At 55.6% G+C, this 14670-nt stretch carries 12 protein-coding genes; 7 read left to right on the forward strand and 5 right to left on the reverse strand.

Annotated features, from left to right (window positions below; all coding sequences use genetic code 11):
- Positions 1-23 precede the first annotated feature (23 nt).
- The gene (locus GOW92_RS08645; RefSeq protein ID WP_170559899.1) at positions 24-1283 is read right to left on the reverse strand and encodes an ABC transporter substrate-binding protein; all 1260 of its coding nucleotides are present in this window, start codon (positions 1281-1283) and stop codon (positions 24-26) included.
- A 151-nt stretch (positions 1284-1434) separates the two neighbouring features.
- Between GOW92_RS08645 and GOW92_RS08650 the strand changes: the two genes are divergently transcribed.
- The 7 genes from GOW92_RS08650 to GOW92_RS08680 all read left to right on the forward strand — a co-directional run bounded on the left by GOW92_RS08650 (position 1435) and on the right by GOW92_RS08680 (position 10020).
- Positions 1435-2241: an IclR family transcriptional regulator gene (locus GOW92_RS08650; RefSeq protein ID WP_170560758.1), complete on the forward strand. Its 807-nt coding sequence runs from the start codon at positions 1435-1437 to the stop codon at positions 2239-2241.
- Positions 2238-3296 (forward strand): ABC transporter ATP-binding protein, encoded by a 1059-nt coding sequence (locus tag GOW92_RS08655; protein WP_170559901.1) that lies wholly within the window; start codon positions 2238-2240, stop codon positions 3294-3296. Before GOW92_RS08650 ends, GOW92_RS08655 begins: the two co-directional genes overlap by 4 nt.
- Before the next feature lie 137 nt (positions 3297-3433).
- A complete protein-coding gene (locus tag GOW92_RS08660; protein WP_170559903.1) occupies positions 3434-4393 on the forward strand; it encodes a dihydrodipicolinate synthase family protein in 960 nt (319 codons plus the stop codon).
- Positions 4384-5316, forward strand: coding sequence for a proline racemase family protein (locus tag GOW92_RS08665; protein ID WP_170559904.1), 933 nt, complete (start codon positions 4384-4386; stop codon positions 5314-5316). Before GOW92_RS08660 ends, GOW92_RS08665 begins: the two co-directional genes overlap by 10 nt.
- Positions 5313-6551 (forward strand): NAD(P)/FAD-dependent oxidoreductase, encoded by a 1239-nt coding sequence (locus tag GOW92_RS08670; RefSeq protein ID WP_170559906.1) that lies wholly within the window; start codon positions 5313-5315, stop codon positions 6549-6551. Before GOW92_RS08665 ends, GOW92_RS08670 begins: the two co-directional genes overlap by 4 nt.
- Before the next feature lie 9 nt (positions 6552-6560).
- Positions 6561-7586, forward strand: a complete 1026-nt coding sequence (locus GOW92_RS08675) for a trans-3-hydroxy-L-proline dehydratase (RefSeq protein ID WP_170559908.1) — start codon at positions 6561-6563, stop codon at positions 7584-7586.
- Positions 7587-7806: 220 nt separating this feature from the next.
- Positions 7807-10020 carry an NADP-dependent isocitrate dehydrogenase gene (locus GOW92_RS08680; RefSeq protein ID WP_170559910.1) on the forward strand — a complete coding sequence of 738 codons (2214 nt, stop codon included), beginning with the start codon at positions 7807-7809 and terminating at the stop codon, positions 10018-10020.
- Between the two features lie 275 nt (positions 10021-10295).
- Here the strand turns inward: GOW92_RS08680 and GOW92_RS08685 are convergent, their stop codons facing one another.
- From GOW92_RS08685 to GOW92_RS08700, 4 genes are read right to left on the reverse strand one after another with little or no spacing between them, the layout of a single operon-like run.
- Positions 10296-11402 carry a transporter substrate-binding domain-containing protein gene (locus GOW92_RS08685; protein WP_170559912.1) on the reverse strand — a complete coding sequence of 369 codons (1107 nt, stop codon included), beginning with the start codon at positions 11400-11402 and terminating at the stop codon, positions 10296-10298.
- 40 nt (positions 11403-11442) lie between these two features.
- Positions 11443-12552, reverse strand: coding sequence for a transporter substrate-binding domain-containing protein (locus tag GOW92_RS08690; protein WP_170559914.1), 1110 nt, complete (start codon positions 12550-12552; stop codon positions 11443-11445).
- Positions 12553-12597: 45 nt separating this feature from the next.
- Positions 12598-13860, reverse strand: a complete 1263-nt coding sequence (locus GOW92_RS08695; RefSeq protein ID WP_170559916.1) for a substrate-binding periplasmic protein — start codon at positions 13858-13860, stop codon at positions 12598-12600.
- A 21-nt stretch (positions 13861-13881) separates the two neighbouring features.
- Entirely contained in the window at positions 13882-14667 is a 786-nt protein-coding gene (locus GOW92_RS08700) for a PP2C family protein-serine/threonine phosphatase (RefSeq protein WP_170559918.1), read from the reverse strand.
- Positions 14668-14670 lie beyond the last annotated feature (3 nt).

Genomic DNA, 14670 nt, shown 5'->3' on the forward strand with positions numbered 1-14670 from the left:
GGCAGAAGCCCGGCCAGACCGGTTTAGTTCTCGTAGATGCGCTCACGCGCACGTTCCAGCTTGGACAGGATGCGGTCAACATTGTCCGGCTTGACCATGAATTCCTGGAAGCCTTCCATCGACACTTTCGCCATTTCCGCAGGCGCGTCCCGGTCCCAGAACTGGGCGACGCCACCGGGGCTGTTGGCTGACAGCATCTCAAACCCTTGCTGCAGGAACTTGTCGTCATCAACGGATGACTGAGCATTCACAGGCAGCTGACCGAGATTTGCGCCATTGTTGATTTCCGTCTGCTCCGCCGCGGATACGGCAAAACGCAAGAACTCACGCGCGGCTTCTTTGTTCGAAGCATTGGCCGGGATGTGGAAGGTATCGGTTGGCGCGTCTTCTGCCAATTCGACGTCCGGGTTGATAGAAACGAATTGGTAGAAGTCCAACTGGTCATCGGTCAAACCCGCTTCGCGCAGCGGTGCAACGGCAAAGTTACCCATCAGGTACGCAGCGGCTTCGCCATTGACCATAAAGGGCAGGGCTTCTTGCCAGCTATAAGTTTGATGATTGTCGACGAAGGCGCCCATGTCGATCAGCTGTTTCCAGTTGGCGAAGGTTTGCTTGACCCGGTCGTCTTCCCAGCTGATTTCACCATTGGCGAGCTGGTTGTGGAAGTCGAACCCGTTGGTGCGCATGTTGAGATAGTCGAACCAACCGCCAGCGGTCCACAGGAACTTGGTGCCGATGGTATAGCAGGCACGACCGGAATCGACGATCTTCTGACAGTTTGCCAGCTCTTCTTCCCAAGTTGTAGGTTCGGTCAGGCCCAGCTCGTCAAAGATGTCTTTGCGATAGTAAACCCCCCACTGATAATAGGTATAGGGGACGCCCCACTGCTTGCCGTCGATGGTCATTGCACCCTTGGTCGACGCCAGGTTCTCGGCGATCTCAGGCTCGGCCCATAGATCAGACACGTCTTCGAACAAGCCAGCCTCGACATAGGGCTTCATGCGGTTTGCCGCATACCACGTCGCCACGTCCGGCGTATCCGCGGTTAGAAAGTTACGGATCTGGGTCTTGTATGCCTCACGGTCGATCACCGTGGTTTCGATTTCCAGACCCGGATGCTGTTCTGCGAATCGATCGATCATCGCCTCCATCGTCGCGCGCGGCGCCGGGTTGGACGTGTCGAGAAAGATTCGCAGCTCGCCGGTCAATTCGGCAGCAACAGGTGCCGCAAGTGCGGCACTAGCTGCCAAAGCGACAGCGGTGCGCTTGAACATGGAATGCATGGTTTCCTCCCTTAGCTTCCATTTTTATGTCATTAAAGTTCCAAATAATGAAACCGTGTTTTATATATTGAAAACTACACATCGACTCGGTTAGTCTTGTCAAGACCCTCGTGCCGATTGCGATGGGTTAATGGGAGGAGAACAGGCACCCGTGGCTGGTGACGGAACAATAGGAAAAGCATGTGACGTGCTGGATCAGGTGGCGGCGTTTGCGCGACCGGTGCGGTTCGCCGAGCTGTTGGAAAGCAGTAACTTTCCCAAAGCGACCCTGTATCGGTTTCTGCAAACGCTGACCAATCAGGGAATGTTGTCATATGACCCGGACCGACAGACATATACGCCCGGGTTGCGGCTGGTTCGGTTGGCGCATGCCGCATGGACGCAAAGTTCGCTTGCGCCAATTGCGCGACCGTTTCTGGACATATTGAGCCGGGAAACAGGGGAAACGGTGCATCTGGCGCAGCTTGATTCCAATCAGGTGCTTTATGTGGACAAACGCAACGCGGCCCAGCCGATTGAGATGTATTCGCAGGCCGGCAAAGTCGGTCCCGCCTATTGCACCGGTGTGGGTAAGGCCATGATGGCGTACTTGGATGACGTTGCGCTGGACCGCGCCGTTTCCCAACAAAGCTACCACCGCTTTACCGACAAGACACTGACCTCAGAGGCGGCGCTGCGCGCCGATCTCGATCTGATCCGCAGCCGTGGTTATGCCGTTGATGACGAAGAACACGAGCCCGGTATCATTTGCATTGCCTGCCCTGTCCTGACTTCGGGCGGGCGAATGTTGGGGGCGATTTCCGTAACCGGATCGACCGAGCGGATGAATTTTGACCAATTGGAAACCTGGGTTCCTCGTGTTCGCCGTGTGGCCGAACAAATCGGAGCCGAAGCACAGGCCTGGCGGTTCCCCGAGACCCGCCCGGGCGCCGAAACAGACAGGATGCAAGCGACATGACAGGTGTGACACTGAACCAGGCGATCAAGCGGTATGGCGAGACGCAGGTTATTCACGGCATTGATCTGGAAATCGAAGACGGAGAGTTCTGTGTTTTCGTAGGCCCGTCTGGTTGCGGCAAATCCACCTTGCTGAGAATGATCGCGGGCCTTGAGGAAACAACCCAGGGGCAAATCCATATTGGTGCCCGCGAAGTGACCCATATGGACCCGGCCAAGCGTGGCGTGGCCATGGTGTTTCAGACCTATGCCCTTTATCCGCACATGACAGTGGCCGAGAACATGGGCTTTGGGCTGCGCATGAATGGCGTGGAAAAGTCAGAGATCAACAAGAAAGTGCAAGAAGCGTCTAACATCCTCAAGTTGGATCAATACCTTAAACGCAAGCCCAAGGCCCTTTCAGGCGGTCAACGACAGCGGGTTGCCATCGGGCGCGCCATCGTGCGAGGCCCGGAGGTTTTCTTGTTCGACGAACCGCTCTCCAATCTTGATGCCGAGCTGCGTGTCGAAATGAGGGTCGAGATCGCACGACTGCACAATGAAATTGGCGCGACGATGATCTATGTGACCCACGATCAGGTCGAGGCAATGACAATGGCCGACAAGATCGTTGTGCTGCGTGATGGTCGGATCGAACAGGTCGGCGCGCCGATGGATTTGTATCGGGACCCAGATAACCGTTTTGTGGCGGGATTTATCGGGTCGCCGGCCATGAATTTCCTTGATTGCGATATTGTCGATGGAAAGGTCTCGCACCCTGCTCTCAGTGAACTGTTGGACTTACCTATCAATGTACCGGCTGGGATGAGCAAAGTGACTCTTGGCATGCGTCCGGAACACATCACAGTGGATCGGTCAGGTGACACTTGCACGGTTGACCTGACCGAAGCGCTTGGAGGCGTGAGCTATACGTACCTGCTGACGCCTAACGGAGATAAATTGATCGTCGAAGAGCGGGATGATCAGCGCAGCAAGCAAGGTGAGCGCATCGGGCTTATTGTCCGACCGGAACGCGCCATGCTGTTTGATCCCGAGACAGGGCACAGGCTTCGCTGAAAAAACTCATATTGTGATATGAGCGCGCTCGATCACTGATCCGGCGCGCTTTCAATTTTTCTGGATTTTGTATCCAATATCCGTTATTGGCGATTCCGAAAGCGCGTCCAATCGCCCATCGCTCGAGGATTTTACCAATGTCGACCAACGTGTTCACCGGCACGATGCCTGCTCTGATGACCCCTTGCAAACCTGACCGCACACCTGACTTTGATGCCTTGGTGTCCAAAGGAAAGCAGATGATTGACGCGGGCATGTCCGCAGTCGTTTATTGCGGTTCTATGGGGGATTGGCCCTTGTTGACAGATGCGCAGCGGATGGAAGGGGTTGAGCGTTTGGCCGGTGCGGGTCTGCCTGTTGTCGTCGGCACCGGGGCCATTAACACCAAATCCGCCGAAGCCCACGCGGCGCATGCGCAAAAGGTGGGCGCTGTCGGCCTGATGGTCATTCCGCGCGTGTTGTCCCGCGGCAGTTCACCCGCTGCGCAAAAGAACCATTTCAAAGCGATCTTGTCTGCCGCACCTGATGTTCCGGCGATTATCTACAACAGCCCATACTATGGCTTTGCGACACGAGCCGACTTGTTTTTTGCCCTGCGCGCGGAACATACAAACCTGATCGGATTCAAGGAGTTCGGTGGCAAAGACGACCTGCGCTATGCGGCTGAAAACATCACCAGTCAGGACGATCAGGTCACCCTGATGGTTGGTGTTGATACCGAGGTTTACCACGGTTTCGTAAATTGCGGTGCAACCGGGTCGATCACGGGAATAGGCACAGCATTGCCACGCGAAGCTTTGCTGCTGGCCGCCCTGTCCAAAAAGGCGGCGCAAGGCCATGCCGAGGCCCGCCAGCGTGCGCAGGAACTCACAGAGGCGATTCAAGTGCTTTCCAGCTTTGACGAAGGCCCGGATTTGGTGCTGTACTACAAGCACTTGCTGGTCCTGAACGGGGAGCAGGAATACCGTCTGCACTTTAACGAAACGGATGAACTGACCGATGCACAGCGTAATTATTGCGAGCAGCAATATGATCTGTTCCAAAAATGGTTCGCCGATTGGTCGAGGCAGGGTGGGGTGATCGCTGAATGCATGTGATCGACAGTCACACGGGCGGTGAACCGACGCGCGTCATTCTGGATGGCGCGCCGGAACTTGGATCCGGGTCTTTGACTGAGCGGGCAAGCCGCCTGGCGACCGAGCATGAGGCGTTCTATCGCTCGGTCATGTTAGAGCCGCGCGGTCAGCCTGCCATGGTTGGTGCGTTGTTGGTCGAGCCTGTTGATCCGACGTGCGTGGCCGGGGTTATCTACTTTGATGTCGATGCCGTCTTGGGCATGTGCGGTCATGGCACCATTGGCTTGACGGTCACGCTGGCTCACTTGGGGCGAATTGGCATTGGCCAACACCGGATCGAAACGTCTGCCGGTGTGGTGACGGTAAATTTGCACGACGCCAACACGGTCACCGTGACCAACATCGAAAGTCGCAGGGTTCGTCAGGGCGTTACCTTAAATGTCGCGGGCTATGGCCAGATCACAGGCGACGTTGCATATGGCGGCAACTGGTTCTTCATCGTTGACCCCAGCCCGATCCCGGTCGAACCTGCCAATATTCGCGAACTGACGGATATGACGGTCGCCATCCGAGAGGCTTCGATCACGCACGGGGTTGGCGGCGAAAAAGGCGAACCAATTGACCACGTTATCTTTCAAGATGATTCACCAGATCCGTCAGTTCACAGTCGCAATTTCGTTCTGTGCCCGGATGACAATTACGACCGCTCTCCCTGCGGAACCGGCAGTTCAGCCCGGTTGGCCTGTTTGGCGGCGGACGGGTGTCTTGCTCCGGGCCAAGAGATCATCCAGCAAAGCGTGATTGGCAGTTCCTATCGGCTGTCCTATCAACCCGGGCCCAACGGGGGCATCATTCCTTCGATCACCGGGCAAGCCTTCGTCATGGCCGAGGCCAATTTGTTCTTCGACAAAGATGATCCTTTCAGAAACGGGATCGATACATGACCGCGCATGTTGTTGTCATCGGTGCCGGAGTAATCGGGGTAACAACCGCGCTGGAATTGCAGCGAAGAGGGCATTCAGTACTTGTCTTGGATCGCAAAGGCGTTGCTGCTGAAACATCAGCTGGCAACGCTGGTGCGTTTGCCTTCTCGGAGGTCGAGCCGCTGGCCACGCCGGGTATCATACGAAAAGCTCCGAAGTGGCTATTGGATCCGTTGGGCCCACTGTCAATTCCTCCGGCATACGCGTTGAAAATTGCACCTTGGATGTATCAGTTTTGGCGGTCCAGCCGTCCGGATCGATACAAAGATCTGCTTGGAGCTCAGGCCAGCTTGATGGCGCTATCCAAAACTGCGCTTGAACAGTTGATATCAAACATCGATGGCGAGCATTTGTTGCAGCGCGACGGTCAGATGCAATTGTACGAAAGCGAAGCCGAGTATCGCGCCAGTTTACCAACTTGGGACTTGCGGCGCGAACATGGGATCGAGTTTGAGCTTCTGGAAAGCCAAGGCGCGATTGCTGAGAAACAGCCAGGCCTTAGCGCTCGGTTCACCCATGCCGGGTTTACCCCGAATTGGCTGAACACTGTAGACCCAAAGCTGTGGGTTGAACATCTTGCCAAAGCTTTTCAAGACCGCGGCGGCCAAATTAAAAAGAAAGAAATCCGAAACTTGTCGCCGCAGGACGATGGTGTACGGATCGAATGTGCAGACGAGGCACTCCGCGCCGCAAAAGTGGTGGTTGCGGCGGGTGCTTGGTCTCATCTCATCGCGCAAACATTGGGCGATCGCATCCCCCTTGAAACCGAGCGAGGATACAATACCACGTTGCCCGAAGGTGCATTCGATTTGCGTATGCATCTGACATTCTCACGCCACGGTTTTGTTGCCAGCAAAATAAATGGCGGTGTGCGCGTGGGGGGGGCGGTTGAACTGGGCGGATTAGCCCTACCACCAAATTACAAACGCGCTGACACATTGTTGGAAAAGGCGGCAGCGTTTCTGCCTGGCCTGAAGACGGACAGGGGTACGCAATGGATGGGGTTTCGTCCATCATTACCGGACAGCATTCCGGTGATTGGTACATCCCGAAAAACATCGGATGCAATTTATGCCTTCGGCCACGGTCATCTGGGCCTCACCCAATCTGCGGGAACTGCTCAAATTGTAGGGGCTTTGATCGATGGTCGAGACTCGCCTATATCGATGTCGCCTTACGCCGCTTCTCGATTTTAGGGAGAGGATATGCGCAGTATCAGAACAATTCATGTTGTGTCGGCCCATGCCGAAGGCGAGGTCGGTGACGTAGTCGTTGGTGGTGTTGCACCACCACCAGGTGACACGATCTGGGAGCAACGATCGCATATTGGCCGCGACCAAACATTGCGCAACTTTGTACTAAACGAACCGCGCGGCGGTGTGTTTCGGCACGTCAATCTGCTGGTCCCTCCCAAACACCCCGAAGCTGATGCCGCCTTTATCATTATGGAGCCTGAGGACACGCCGCCTATGTCCGGCTCAAATTCTATCTGTGTCGCTACCGTGTTGTTGGACAGCGGCATCATCCCTATGAAAGAACCTGAGACCACTCTGACGCTTGAAGCGCCGGGCGGGCTGGTTCGCGTACGCGCTGAGTGCCAAGACGGTAAGGCCGTTCGGATCCATGTGCAGAATTTGCCGAGTTTCGCGGACAAACTCTCGGTTCCATTGGAAGTTCCGGGTGTGGGGACGTTGACCGTAGATACGGCCTATGGTGGCGATAGTTTCGTGGTCGTAGATGCCGCGGAAATCGGGTTTGATGTAACCGAAGACGAAGCGCGTGAAATCGCTCGGATGGGCGTTACGATTACGAATGCCGCAAATGAGCAATTGGGGTTTTCGCATCCTGAAAACCCGGATTGGTCCCACATTTCCTTTTGCGCCTTTTGTGGTCCGCTCGAAAAATCCCAAACTGGATGGTGCGGAAAGTCGGCCGTTGCCATTCAGCCCGGCAAAGTGGATCGTTCGCCCACCGGCACGGCGGTTTCCGCACGTATGGCGCTTATGGCAGCCAAAGGGCAGATGGAGATCGGGCAAACCTTCGAGGCCATTTCGATCATCGGCTCTTGCTTTACAGGACGGATTGTTCAGGAAACACAAATTGGTGCCCGATCCGCAATTGTCCCAGAAATCAGCGGACGCGGTTGGATTACAGGCACCCATCAACACATGCTTGATCCTGACGACCCGTGGCCAGCGGGGTATCGGTTGAGTGACACGTGGGGCGCTTAATTTTTTGCACAATACTTCAAGAAACTCGGGCTTTGATGTGCCCCGTGGCAATATGCGCCGCATCTAGACGATTGATCCCAACTCCATCCTGATTTAATGGAGGCCCTGTCAATACAGAGTCACCGTTGGGCGGTAGGTTAATCGCGCCCATCCTTCGCCACCCATATGTGGCACACTCTTGGATCGCACGCCCCGAAAGGCTTAAAAAAGGTAAAAGAATATGGCAGATAACTCGAACTTCGACATATTGTATACCATTGTAGACGAAGCGCCCGAACTGGCCAGCGCCTCGTTCCTGCCCATCATTCGCAAGTTTGCCAGCGCCGCAGGTGTTAGTGTTGGCACCAAGGATATCTCTCTGGCCGGACGTATTCTGGCAACTTTCCCGGAGAACCTGACCGATGCGCAGCGGATCTCCGATGATCTGGCAGCATTGGGTGAACTGGTAAAAACACCGGACGCCAACGTGATCAAGCTGCCGAACATTTCGGCCTCGGTCCCGCAGCTGGTTGCAGCAATCGAAGAGCTGCAGTCGCAGGGCTACGACATCCCGAAATATCCCGAAGAGCCCTCAACCGACAAGGAAAAAGCGATCCGCGCGCGGTATGACGCCATCAAAGGCTCGGCTGTGAACCCGGTTCTGCGTGAAGGCAACAGCGACCGCCGTGCAGCGCGTGCGGTAAAGAACTACGCGCAAAAGAACCCTCATTCGATGGGTGAGTGGGCCGCGGATAGCAAGACCAAAGTGTCATCGATGTCTGGCAATGACTTTTACGCCAACGAGAAGTCGGCGACCATATCCGCCGCCCAAGCGGGCGATGCCAAGATCGAATTTGTCGGCAAAGACGGCAACGTCACCGTCCTAAAGGATGCTTGGCCATTGGCCGAGGGCACCGTTGCGGATGCCACTTTCATGTCCGTTAAAGCGCTGTCATCCTTCCTGGCGGACGCCATCGAGGACACCAAGAAAGACGGCACAATGTTCTCGCTGCACATGAAAGCTACGATGATGAAGGTCTCGGACCCGATCATCTTTGGTTATGCCGTCAAAGCGTGGCTGGCTCCGGTGTTCGAGAAATTTGGCGCAGAGCTGGACGCATTGGGAGTGAACCCCAACTCGGGTCTGGGTGACTTACTGGAACGTGTTCAGGACAACGCTGAAATCATGGCGGCAATTGACGCGATCAAAGCTGACCGTCCGTCCATGTACATGGTGGATTCAGATAAGGGCATCACAAACCTTCACGTGCCCTCGGACGTGATCATCGACGCCTCGATGCCTGCCGTGATCCGCGCAGGCGGTAAGGGTTGGGATGAGGCTGGCGCGAAGGGTGACACCAACTGTGTGATCCCCGACCGCTGCTATGCTCCTGTGTATGACGAATCCATCAACTTCTTCAAAGCCAACGGCGCGCTGAGCCCGGCCACCGCCGGTGCCGTGGCCAACGTAGGCCTGATGGCGCAGAAGGCCGAAGAATACGGCTCGCACCCGACCACGTTCCAGGCCCCAGCCGATGGCGTAATCCGTATCGTTCTGGCTAATGGGGAAACGCTGCATTCGCACGAGGTCGAAAAGGGCGACATCTGGCGTGCTTGCACTGTGAAGAAGGCTCCGATTGAAAATTGGATCCAGCTTGCGATGGACCGTCAGCGCCTGACCGGATCCGAAGCGATCTTCTGGCTGGACGCAAACCGCGCCCACGACGCGGAGCTGATCAAATACGTCAAACCTGCGCTCGAGGGAGCTGGCGTGGCTGACAAGTTCCTGATCATGGCCCCGCGCGAAGCAACCCGTCAGTCGCTGGAGACTATCACAGCAGGCAAGGACAGCATCGCTATCACGGGTAACGTGTTGCGGGATTACCTGACCGACCTGTTTCCAATTCTGGAGCTGGGCACATCGGCCAAAATGCTGTCGATCGTCAAACTGATGAACGGTGGGGGCTTGTTCGAAACTGGTGCAGGTGGGTCCGCTCCGAAACATGTGCAGCAATTGGTCGAGGAAAACCACCTTCGCTGGGACTCGATGGGTGAGTTCTGCGCTCTGGGTGAATCACTGAACTTCTTGGCTGACAACAAAGGCAACGCTAAGGCGGGTGTTCTGGGTGCTGCAGCCGAAGCGGCAACGCAGGGCATTCTGGACAACAACAAGTCGCCTAGCCGTAAAGTCGGGCAGCCGGACAACCGTGATAGCCACTACTGGTTCGCGCGTTACTGGGCCGAAGCCCTTGCCGCACAATCGGATGACGCGGAACTGGCGGCTGAATTTGCGCCAATCGCAAAAGAGCTGGAAGAAAAAGAAGATCAGATCCTGTCGGAGTTGGCGAACGCTCAGGGTCCAGCCGCGGACCTCGGCGGGTACTACCACACCGATCCCGCTAAGACCGCAGCGGTAATGCGCCCCAGCGCAACACTGAACGCGATCATCGGCTGATAGATTTTCCCACGCTTTGCGGCGTGGGTACTTCCGATTTCGTGAAATCCAAAGAAAAAAGGGCCGACCCCCAAAGCCGGCCCTTTTTTGAGTGAGTGGTCAGGCCGAAGCCTCACCGGTCTACTTGATTTCACGATAACCCTTTCGTGAAATTTGGATATTAGGGGATTCCCGTATTTCTGTGTTATTTGCGGCGAATTTATCTCTAAATGGTTGATAAAAAATAAAAAGGGCCAGTCGTAAGACCGGCCCTTTTCGTTCGGAAATCTGATAGATCAGTTAGATGCCGCGTTCAGTTTTTCGTTTTGTTCGCGAAGAGTGTCCGAGATGATCGCGTACCATTCGCCGGACTCACGCATTTCGTTCAGGCCCTTGTTCATCATCGCGATATATTCGCGTGCGAACGGGTTGGTGCGGTGCGCAAGGAAGCTCATCGAGGACAAGGTCGAAACATAAGGGTTTTCAACCAGATCAGACGAAGTCAGCCCCATGTCGTTCATGGTCGAAGCGAACAGATCGACCTCGAACGCGGCGACATCCGCCGTGCCGGTCAGAACGGCATCAAGACATTCGCGGGCCGAGTTGGGTTGGACCACAGTTGTGTTTTCGCGGTTCAATCCGACTTCTTCCAGGACAACCATGCTCCAGCCTGACATGCGGCAAATGGTAGAACCTACAAAGTCGTCGAATTTGGTCGCGCTGGCGTAGTCGCTTTCCGGCAGTGTGAAGAAACCGCCTACGATGTCGTAAACAGGGACAGAAGCCACGAATTGCGTGCAACGCGCTTCGGTTTCTGACGACCATTCGTACGAGCGGTTCGTACAATCCGGGACGGTCCAAGCGATCGAAATATCGAACGCGCCAAGTGGCAACAACGTGTCCAGATGCGAGCTCCAGTCATCAACAAAACTGACCGAGTAGTCGCGGCTGTTGCCGGCACGTTGAAGACTGGTCGTAGCCAGACGGGTCATGATGCCGCCGCCGCCCAGTGCTTCGCTGGTAAAGGGTTCCCAGCCGTTACCCGCAACCATTTTGATCGGCGGTGCATAGACATTCGAACGCTTGACGCTTGCTGCACGTTGCTCTTCCGCAGCGATAAGTTCCTGCGCAGATTGACCGTTTGGCAGGCTGCCATCTTCACAGGGCAGGGCCAGAACCAGACCTGGTGCAAGATCGTTCGGGTTGGTGATGATGTTACGGTTTGCGTTAAAGATGGGCTGATAGTTCGACGTGCCGTAGGCTGCGATCGCGATGGTGGCCATCGTATCACCGTCCGAGACTGTATAGTTTGAACAGGCTTCCTGCGCTGCTGCTGCGCCTGCGGTGAGTGTGAGGACGGCAGTCGCCGTCATCACCTTGGTGTTAAGTTTTTGTTTATGCATTATTTTTCCTCCCGTGGGTTGGAATGTGGAAAGTGGATCCTTAGCCGGATGAGGCTATCAGTCGTTCATTGTGCTCATTCAGTGTGTCCGAGATGATGGCGTACCATTCGCCAGACTCCCGCATTTCGTTCAGGCCTTTGTTCAGCATCGCCAGGTATTGTTTGCCCATTGGGTTGGACCGGTGAGTAATGAACCGCAGGGCTGAAAGTGTCGTGACATACGGGTTTTCGACGAGATCGTTCTCGTTGAGACCCATTTCAGCCATTGCGTCGGCAAAAAGCTGAACTTCGAAGGTCGCGACATCCGCGGAGCCAGTTAGGACGGCATCCAAGCATTCCCGCGCGGTAACGGGTTGCAGCAGATCGATGGTTTTTTCTGGTTGCAGACCTTCTTGTTCGAGGTCGTGGATGAACCATCCTTCCATACGGCAGACGGTTGCACCTTTCAGGTCTTCAAAGCTGGTCGCACTGGCGTAATCGCTTTGGGGAAGTGTGTAGAAACCCAAGACGATGTCGTACACAGGTGCTGAAGCGTGGAATTGCGTACAGCGGATTTCTGTTTCCCAGGACCATTCGTAACTGCGGTTGGTGCAATCGGGCATGTTCCACGCCATCGACACGTCAAACGCGCCCAGCGGAAGCAGGGTTTCGATATGCGAGTTCCAGTCATCGACAAAGCTGATCGAATACTCGTGCGCATTGCCTGCCCGTTGCAGAGCCGTGGTTCCCAATCGAGTGATGAAACCACCGCCGTTCAGGGTCTCATCCGCGAACGGAGCCCAACCGTTGCCCGTAACCAGTTTGATTGGGGCTTTGAACGAACTTGTTTGGGTCGAGCTCGCAAAGCGTTCTTGCTGTTCTGCAATAATCTCGCGTGCGCTTTGGCCGTTCGGCAAGCTGCCGTCCTCACACGGAAGCACAAGTGCCAGACCAGGTGCCAGATCGTTGGGGTTGCTAATCGAGTTCCGGTTTGCGTTGAAAATCGGCTGGTAGTTTGACGTGCCGTAAGCAGCAATCGCAATGGTGGCCATCGTGTCACCGTCCTGTACCGTATAATTCGTACAGGCTTGCTGGGCGGCGGCGGCTCCGGCGCTTAACGCGATGACGGCAGCAGAGGTCATCGCAACGTTATGGAGCGGTAGTTTAGGCATTAGTTGTTTTCTCCAGGATAGTAATTGAGAAGGCTTTAAAGTGTTTCAGCCGTTTTCCATTTGATGGCGTAGGGCGGTTGACACGATGTCGCGCCATTCGCCGGATTGCTGCATGATTGCCAGACCTTGATTCAGCGTCTCCAGGATCGCTTCGCCATCTGGATTATCTTTATGGGTCATGACGTTAAGGGATTTGATCGCCGCCAGGTTGGGGTTTTCAATAATACGGTGTTCGTATCCCAGTCGTCCGATAGCTTCGATCGCCAGATGAGCTTCGATTGCGACGATGTCGGCTGTCCCGTCCATAACGGCGTGAAAGCAGTCATCGGGTGAAACCGGACGCACAAGCGAGATTGCCGGTTCATACAATCCGACCTCATCCATGTGTGACAACGACCAGCCTTCCGGCCGACAGATGGTTGTCCCGGCGAAGTCAGCATAGGTCAGTGTTTGCTCATAGCCCGATCCTTCGCGGGCAAAGAACGTGTCCACGACTTCGTAGAACGGGTTAGAGAAGTCGTACGTTTCGCACCGCGTACGGTCCTTTTCCGACAATGTCTCTGCCGCTTCGCAGTTCGGACGCGACCATGGGAAGGTGGCATCGAACGCCAGTGTCGGCATCAGCAGGTCCAGATGCGATGACCAGTCATTGACGAACTGGATCTTATAGGCCTGCTCGGGTGCGGCACGCAGCATCGCTGTCTCGACAAGGTAGGTGTAAAGGCCGCGATTGGGCAGTGCCTCGTCGGTGAAGGGCGCGTAATTGCCACCAGTGATCATCAGCAACTGGCGGTCGCGAATTTCCGGGCGTTCGCCTTCATCCGCGTTACGGATCAGTGCGGCTGCTTCCGCGCGCGCTGCTTCGATTTCGTCTTTAGCCGCCTCTTTGGCGATAACCACAGCATCTTCGCTGGCTTTTTTGGCTTCAGCTTCGGCTTCGGCCACGCGGGCTTCGGCCTCGGCAATGGCTTTGGCTGCGCGATCTTCGGCGGCCTTGACCAGCTCTGCTGCCATTTCGGCTGCCATGGCCTCGGCCTCAGTTTGCGGAACGGTCGAAGCGCGCCCAATGTCTTCCAAACAAGGCATGGTCAGAACGTCGCCCACCCGAATGATGTTCGGGTTATTGCCGATCACATCCCGGTTGGCATCGTAGATGATACGAAAATCTTCGGTCGAGTACACGTCGATCGAAAGCTCGCGCAGGCTGTCGCCGCGCTGAATTTCATAAGTTGAGCATGCCTGTTGCGCCGATGCAGTGCCCGCTGCGGCAGCAAGTGCCAGGCTTGATATGATCAGATGGTTTCTCATGGGTCCTGTTGCTTTGCCTTGTTAGTTTTTTGTGAGTTTGACGACACCGATCGAGGTGTTGTCCTGATCCGGGTCGCCTTTCGCGTTGAGCGCGGATTGCAGCGCCCCGGCGATGTCTTGCGCAAGCGCGCTGGCATTGGATTGAAGAATGGACTGAATTTCAGCATTGCTGAGGTATTGCAGGCCATCGCTTCCCAGAACCAAAACATCCGAAGGTGTCAGTTCATAAGGGGTCTCTGGGCAATCGACTTTTGGAATTGCCGCTCCCATGATGACCGAGGTCAGCTGATTTCGGTCTGGATGCGTAAGCGCTTCGGCCTCAGTCAAAGTTCCCTCGGCCATTTGCGCATCAATTACAGGCGCCATCGAATGATCTTCGTTGATCTGCGACAACTCTCCGTCACGGAAAAGGTATAGGGGGCTGTCGCCGATAGAAATCCAAAACAGTCGCTGTCCCAGCAATAGAACGCCCAGCATGGTGGAGCCCATGTTGAATTCAGCGCCTTGTTCCTCGGAATAGCTGGCGATGGATGCGTTTGCCTGCATTGCTGCAAGAGGCAAAGCGTCTATCAAAGCGGACTCGGACGCCGCTGAACCTTCGAGCTCGGTATCCAGAGCGTCGCGCCAGGCACGGATCACAAGATCAGAAGCGACTTCGCCTGCCGCATGTCCGCCCATGCCATCGGCGACAACGACATAGCTTGCATTCGCTGCGTCGAACATGCGCGAGGCGACCGCGTCCTCCTGCGTGTCACGCCGGCCCTTATCCAGGATCAGCGCAATATCATATGCCGGTGTCGCCAGCATCAA

The sequence above is a fragment of the Ruegeria atlantica genome (genome assembly GCF_013032505.1).
GTDB lineage: Bacteria > Pseudomonadota > Alphaproteobacteria > Rhodobacterales > Rhodobacteraceae > Ruegeria > Ruegeria atlantica_F.

What these genes read in the sequence shown, in the direction of transcription:
- GOW92_RS08645 (WP_170559899.1), bottom strand. Translation starts at nt 1,283, where the DNA reads ATGCATTCCATGTTCAAGCGCACCGCTGTCGCTTTGGCAGCTAGTGCC.
- GOW92_RS08655 (WP_170559901.1), top strand. Translation starts at nt 2,238, where the DNA reads ATGACAGGTGTGACACTGAACCAGGCGATCAAGCGGTATGGCGAGACG.
- GOW92_RS08660 (WP_170559903.1), top strand. Translation starts at nt 3,434, where the DNA reads ATGTCGACCAACGTGTTCACCGGCACGATGCCTGCTCTGATGACCCCT.
- GOW92_RS08665 (WP_170559904.1), top strand. Translation starts at nt 4,384, where the DNA reads ATGCATGTGATCGACAGTCACACGGGCGGTGAACCGACGCGCGTCATT.
- GOW92_RS08670 (WP_170559906.1), top strand. Translation starts at nt 5,313, where the DNA reads ATGACCGCGCATGTTGTTGTCATCGGTGCCGGAGTAATCGGGGTAACA.
- GOW92_RS08675 (WP_170559908.1), top strand. Translation starts at nt 6,561, where the DNA reads ATGCGCAGTATCAGAACAATTCATGTTGTGTCGGCCCATGCCGAAGGC.
- GOW92_RS08680 (WP_170559910.1), top strand. Translation starts at nt 7,807, where the DNA reads ATGGCAGATAACTCGAACTTCGACATATTGTATACCATTGTAGACGAA.
- GOW92_RS08685 (WP_170559912.1), bottom strand. Translation starts at nt 11,402, where the DNA reads ATGCATAAACAAAAACTTAACACCAAGGTGATGACGGCGACTGCCGTC.
- GOW92_RS08690 (WP_170559914.1), bottom strand. Translation starts at nt 12,552, where the DNA reads ATGCCTAAACTACCGCTCCATAACGTTGCGATGACCTCTGCTGCCGTC.
- GOW92_RS08695 (WP_170559916.1), bottom strand. Translation starts at nt 13,860, where the DNA reads ATGAGAAACCATCTGATCATATCAAGCCTGGCACTTGCTGCCGCAGCG.
- GOW92_RS08700 (WP_170559918.1), bottom strand. Translation starts at nt 14,667, where the DNA reads ATGCTGGCGACACCGGCATATGATATTGCGCTGATCCTGGATAAGGGC.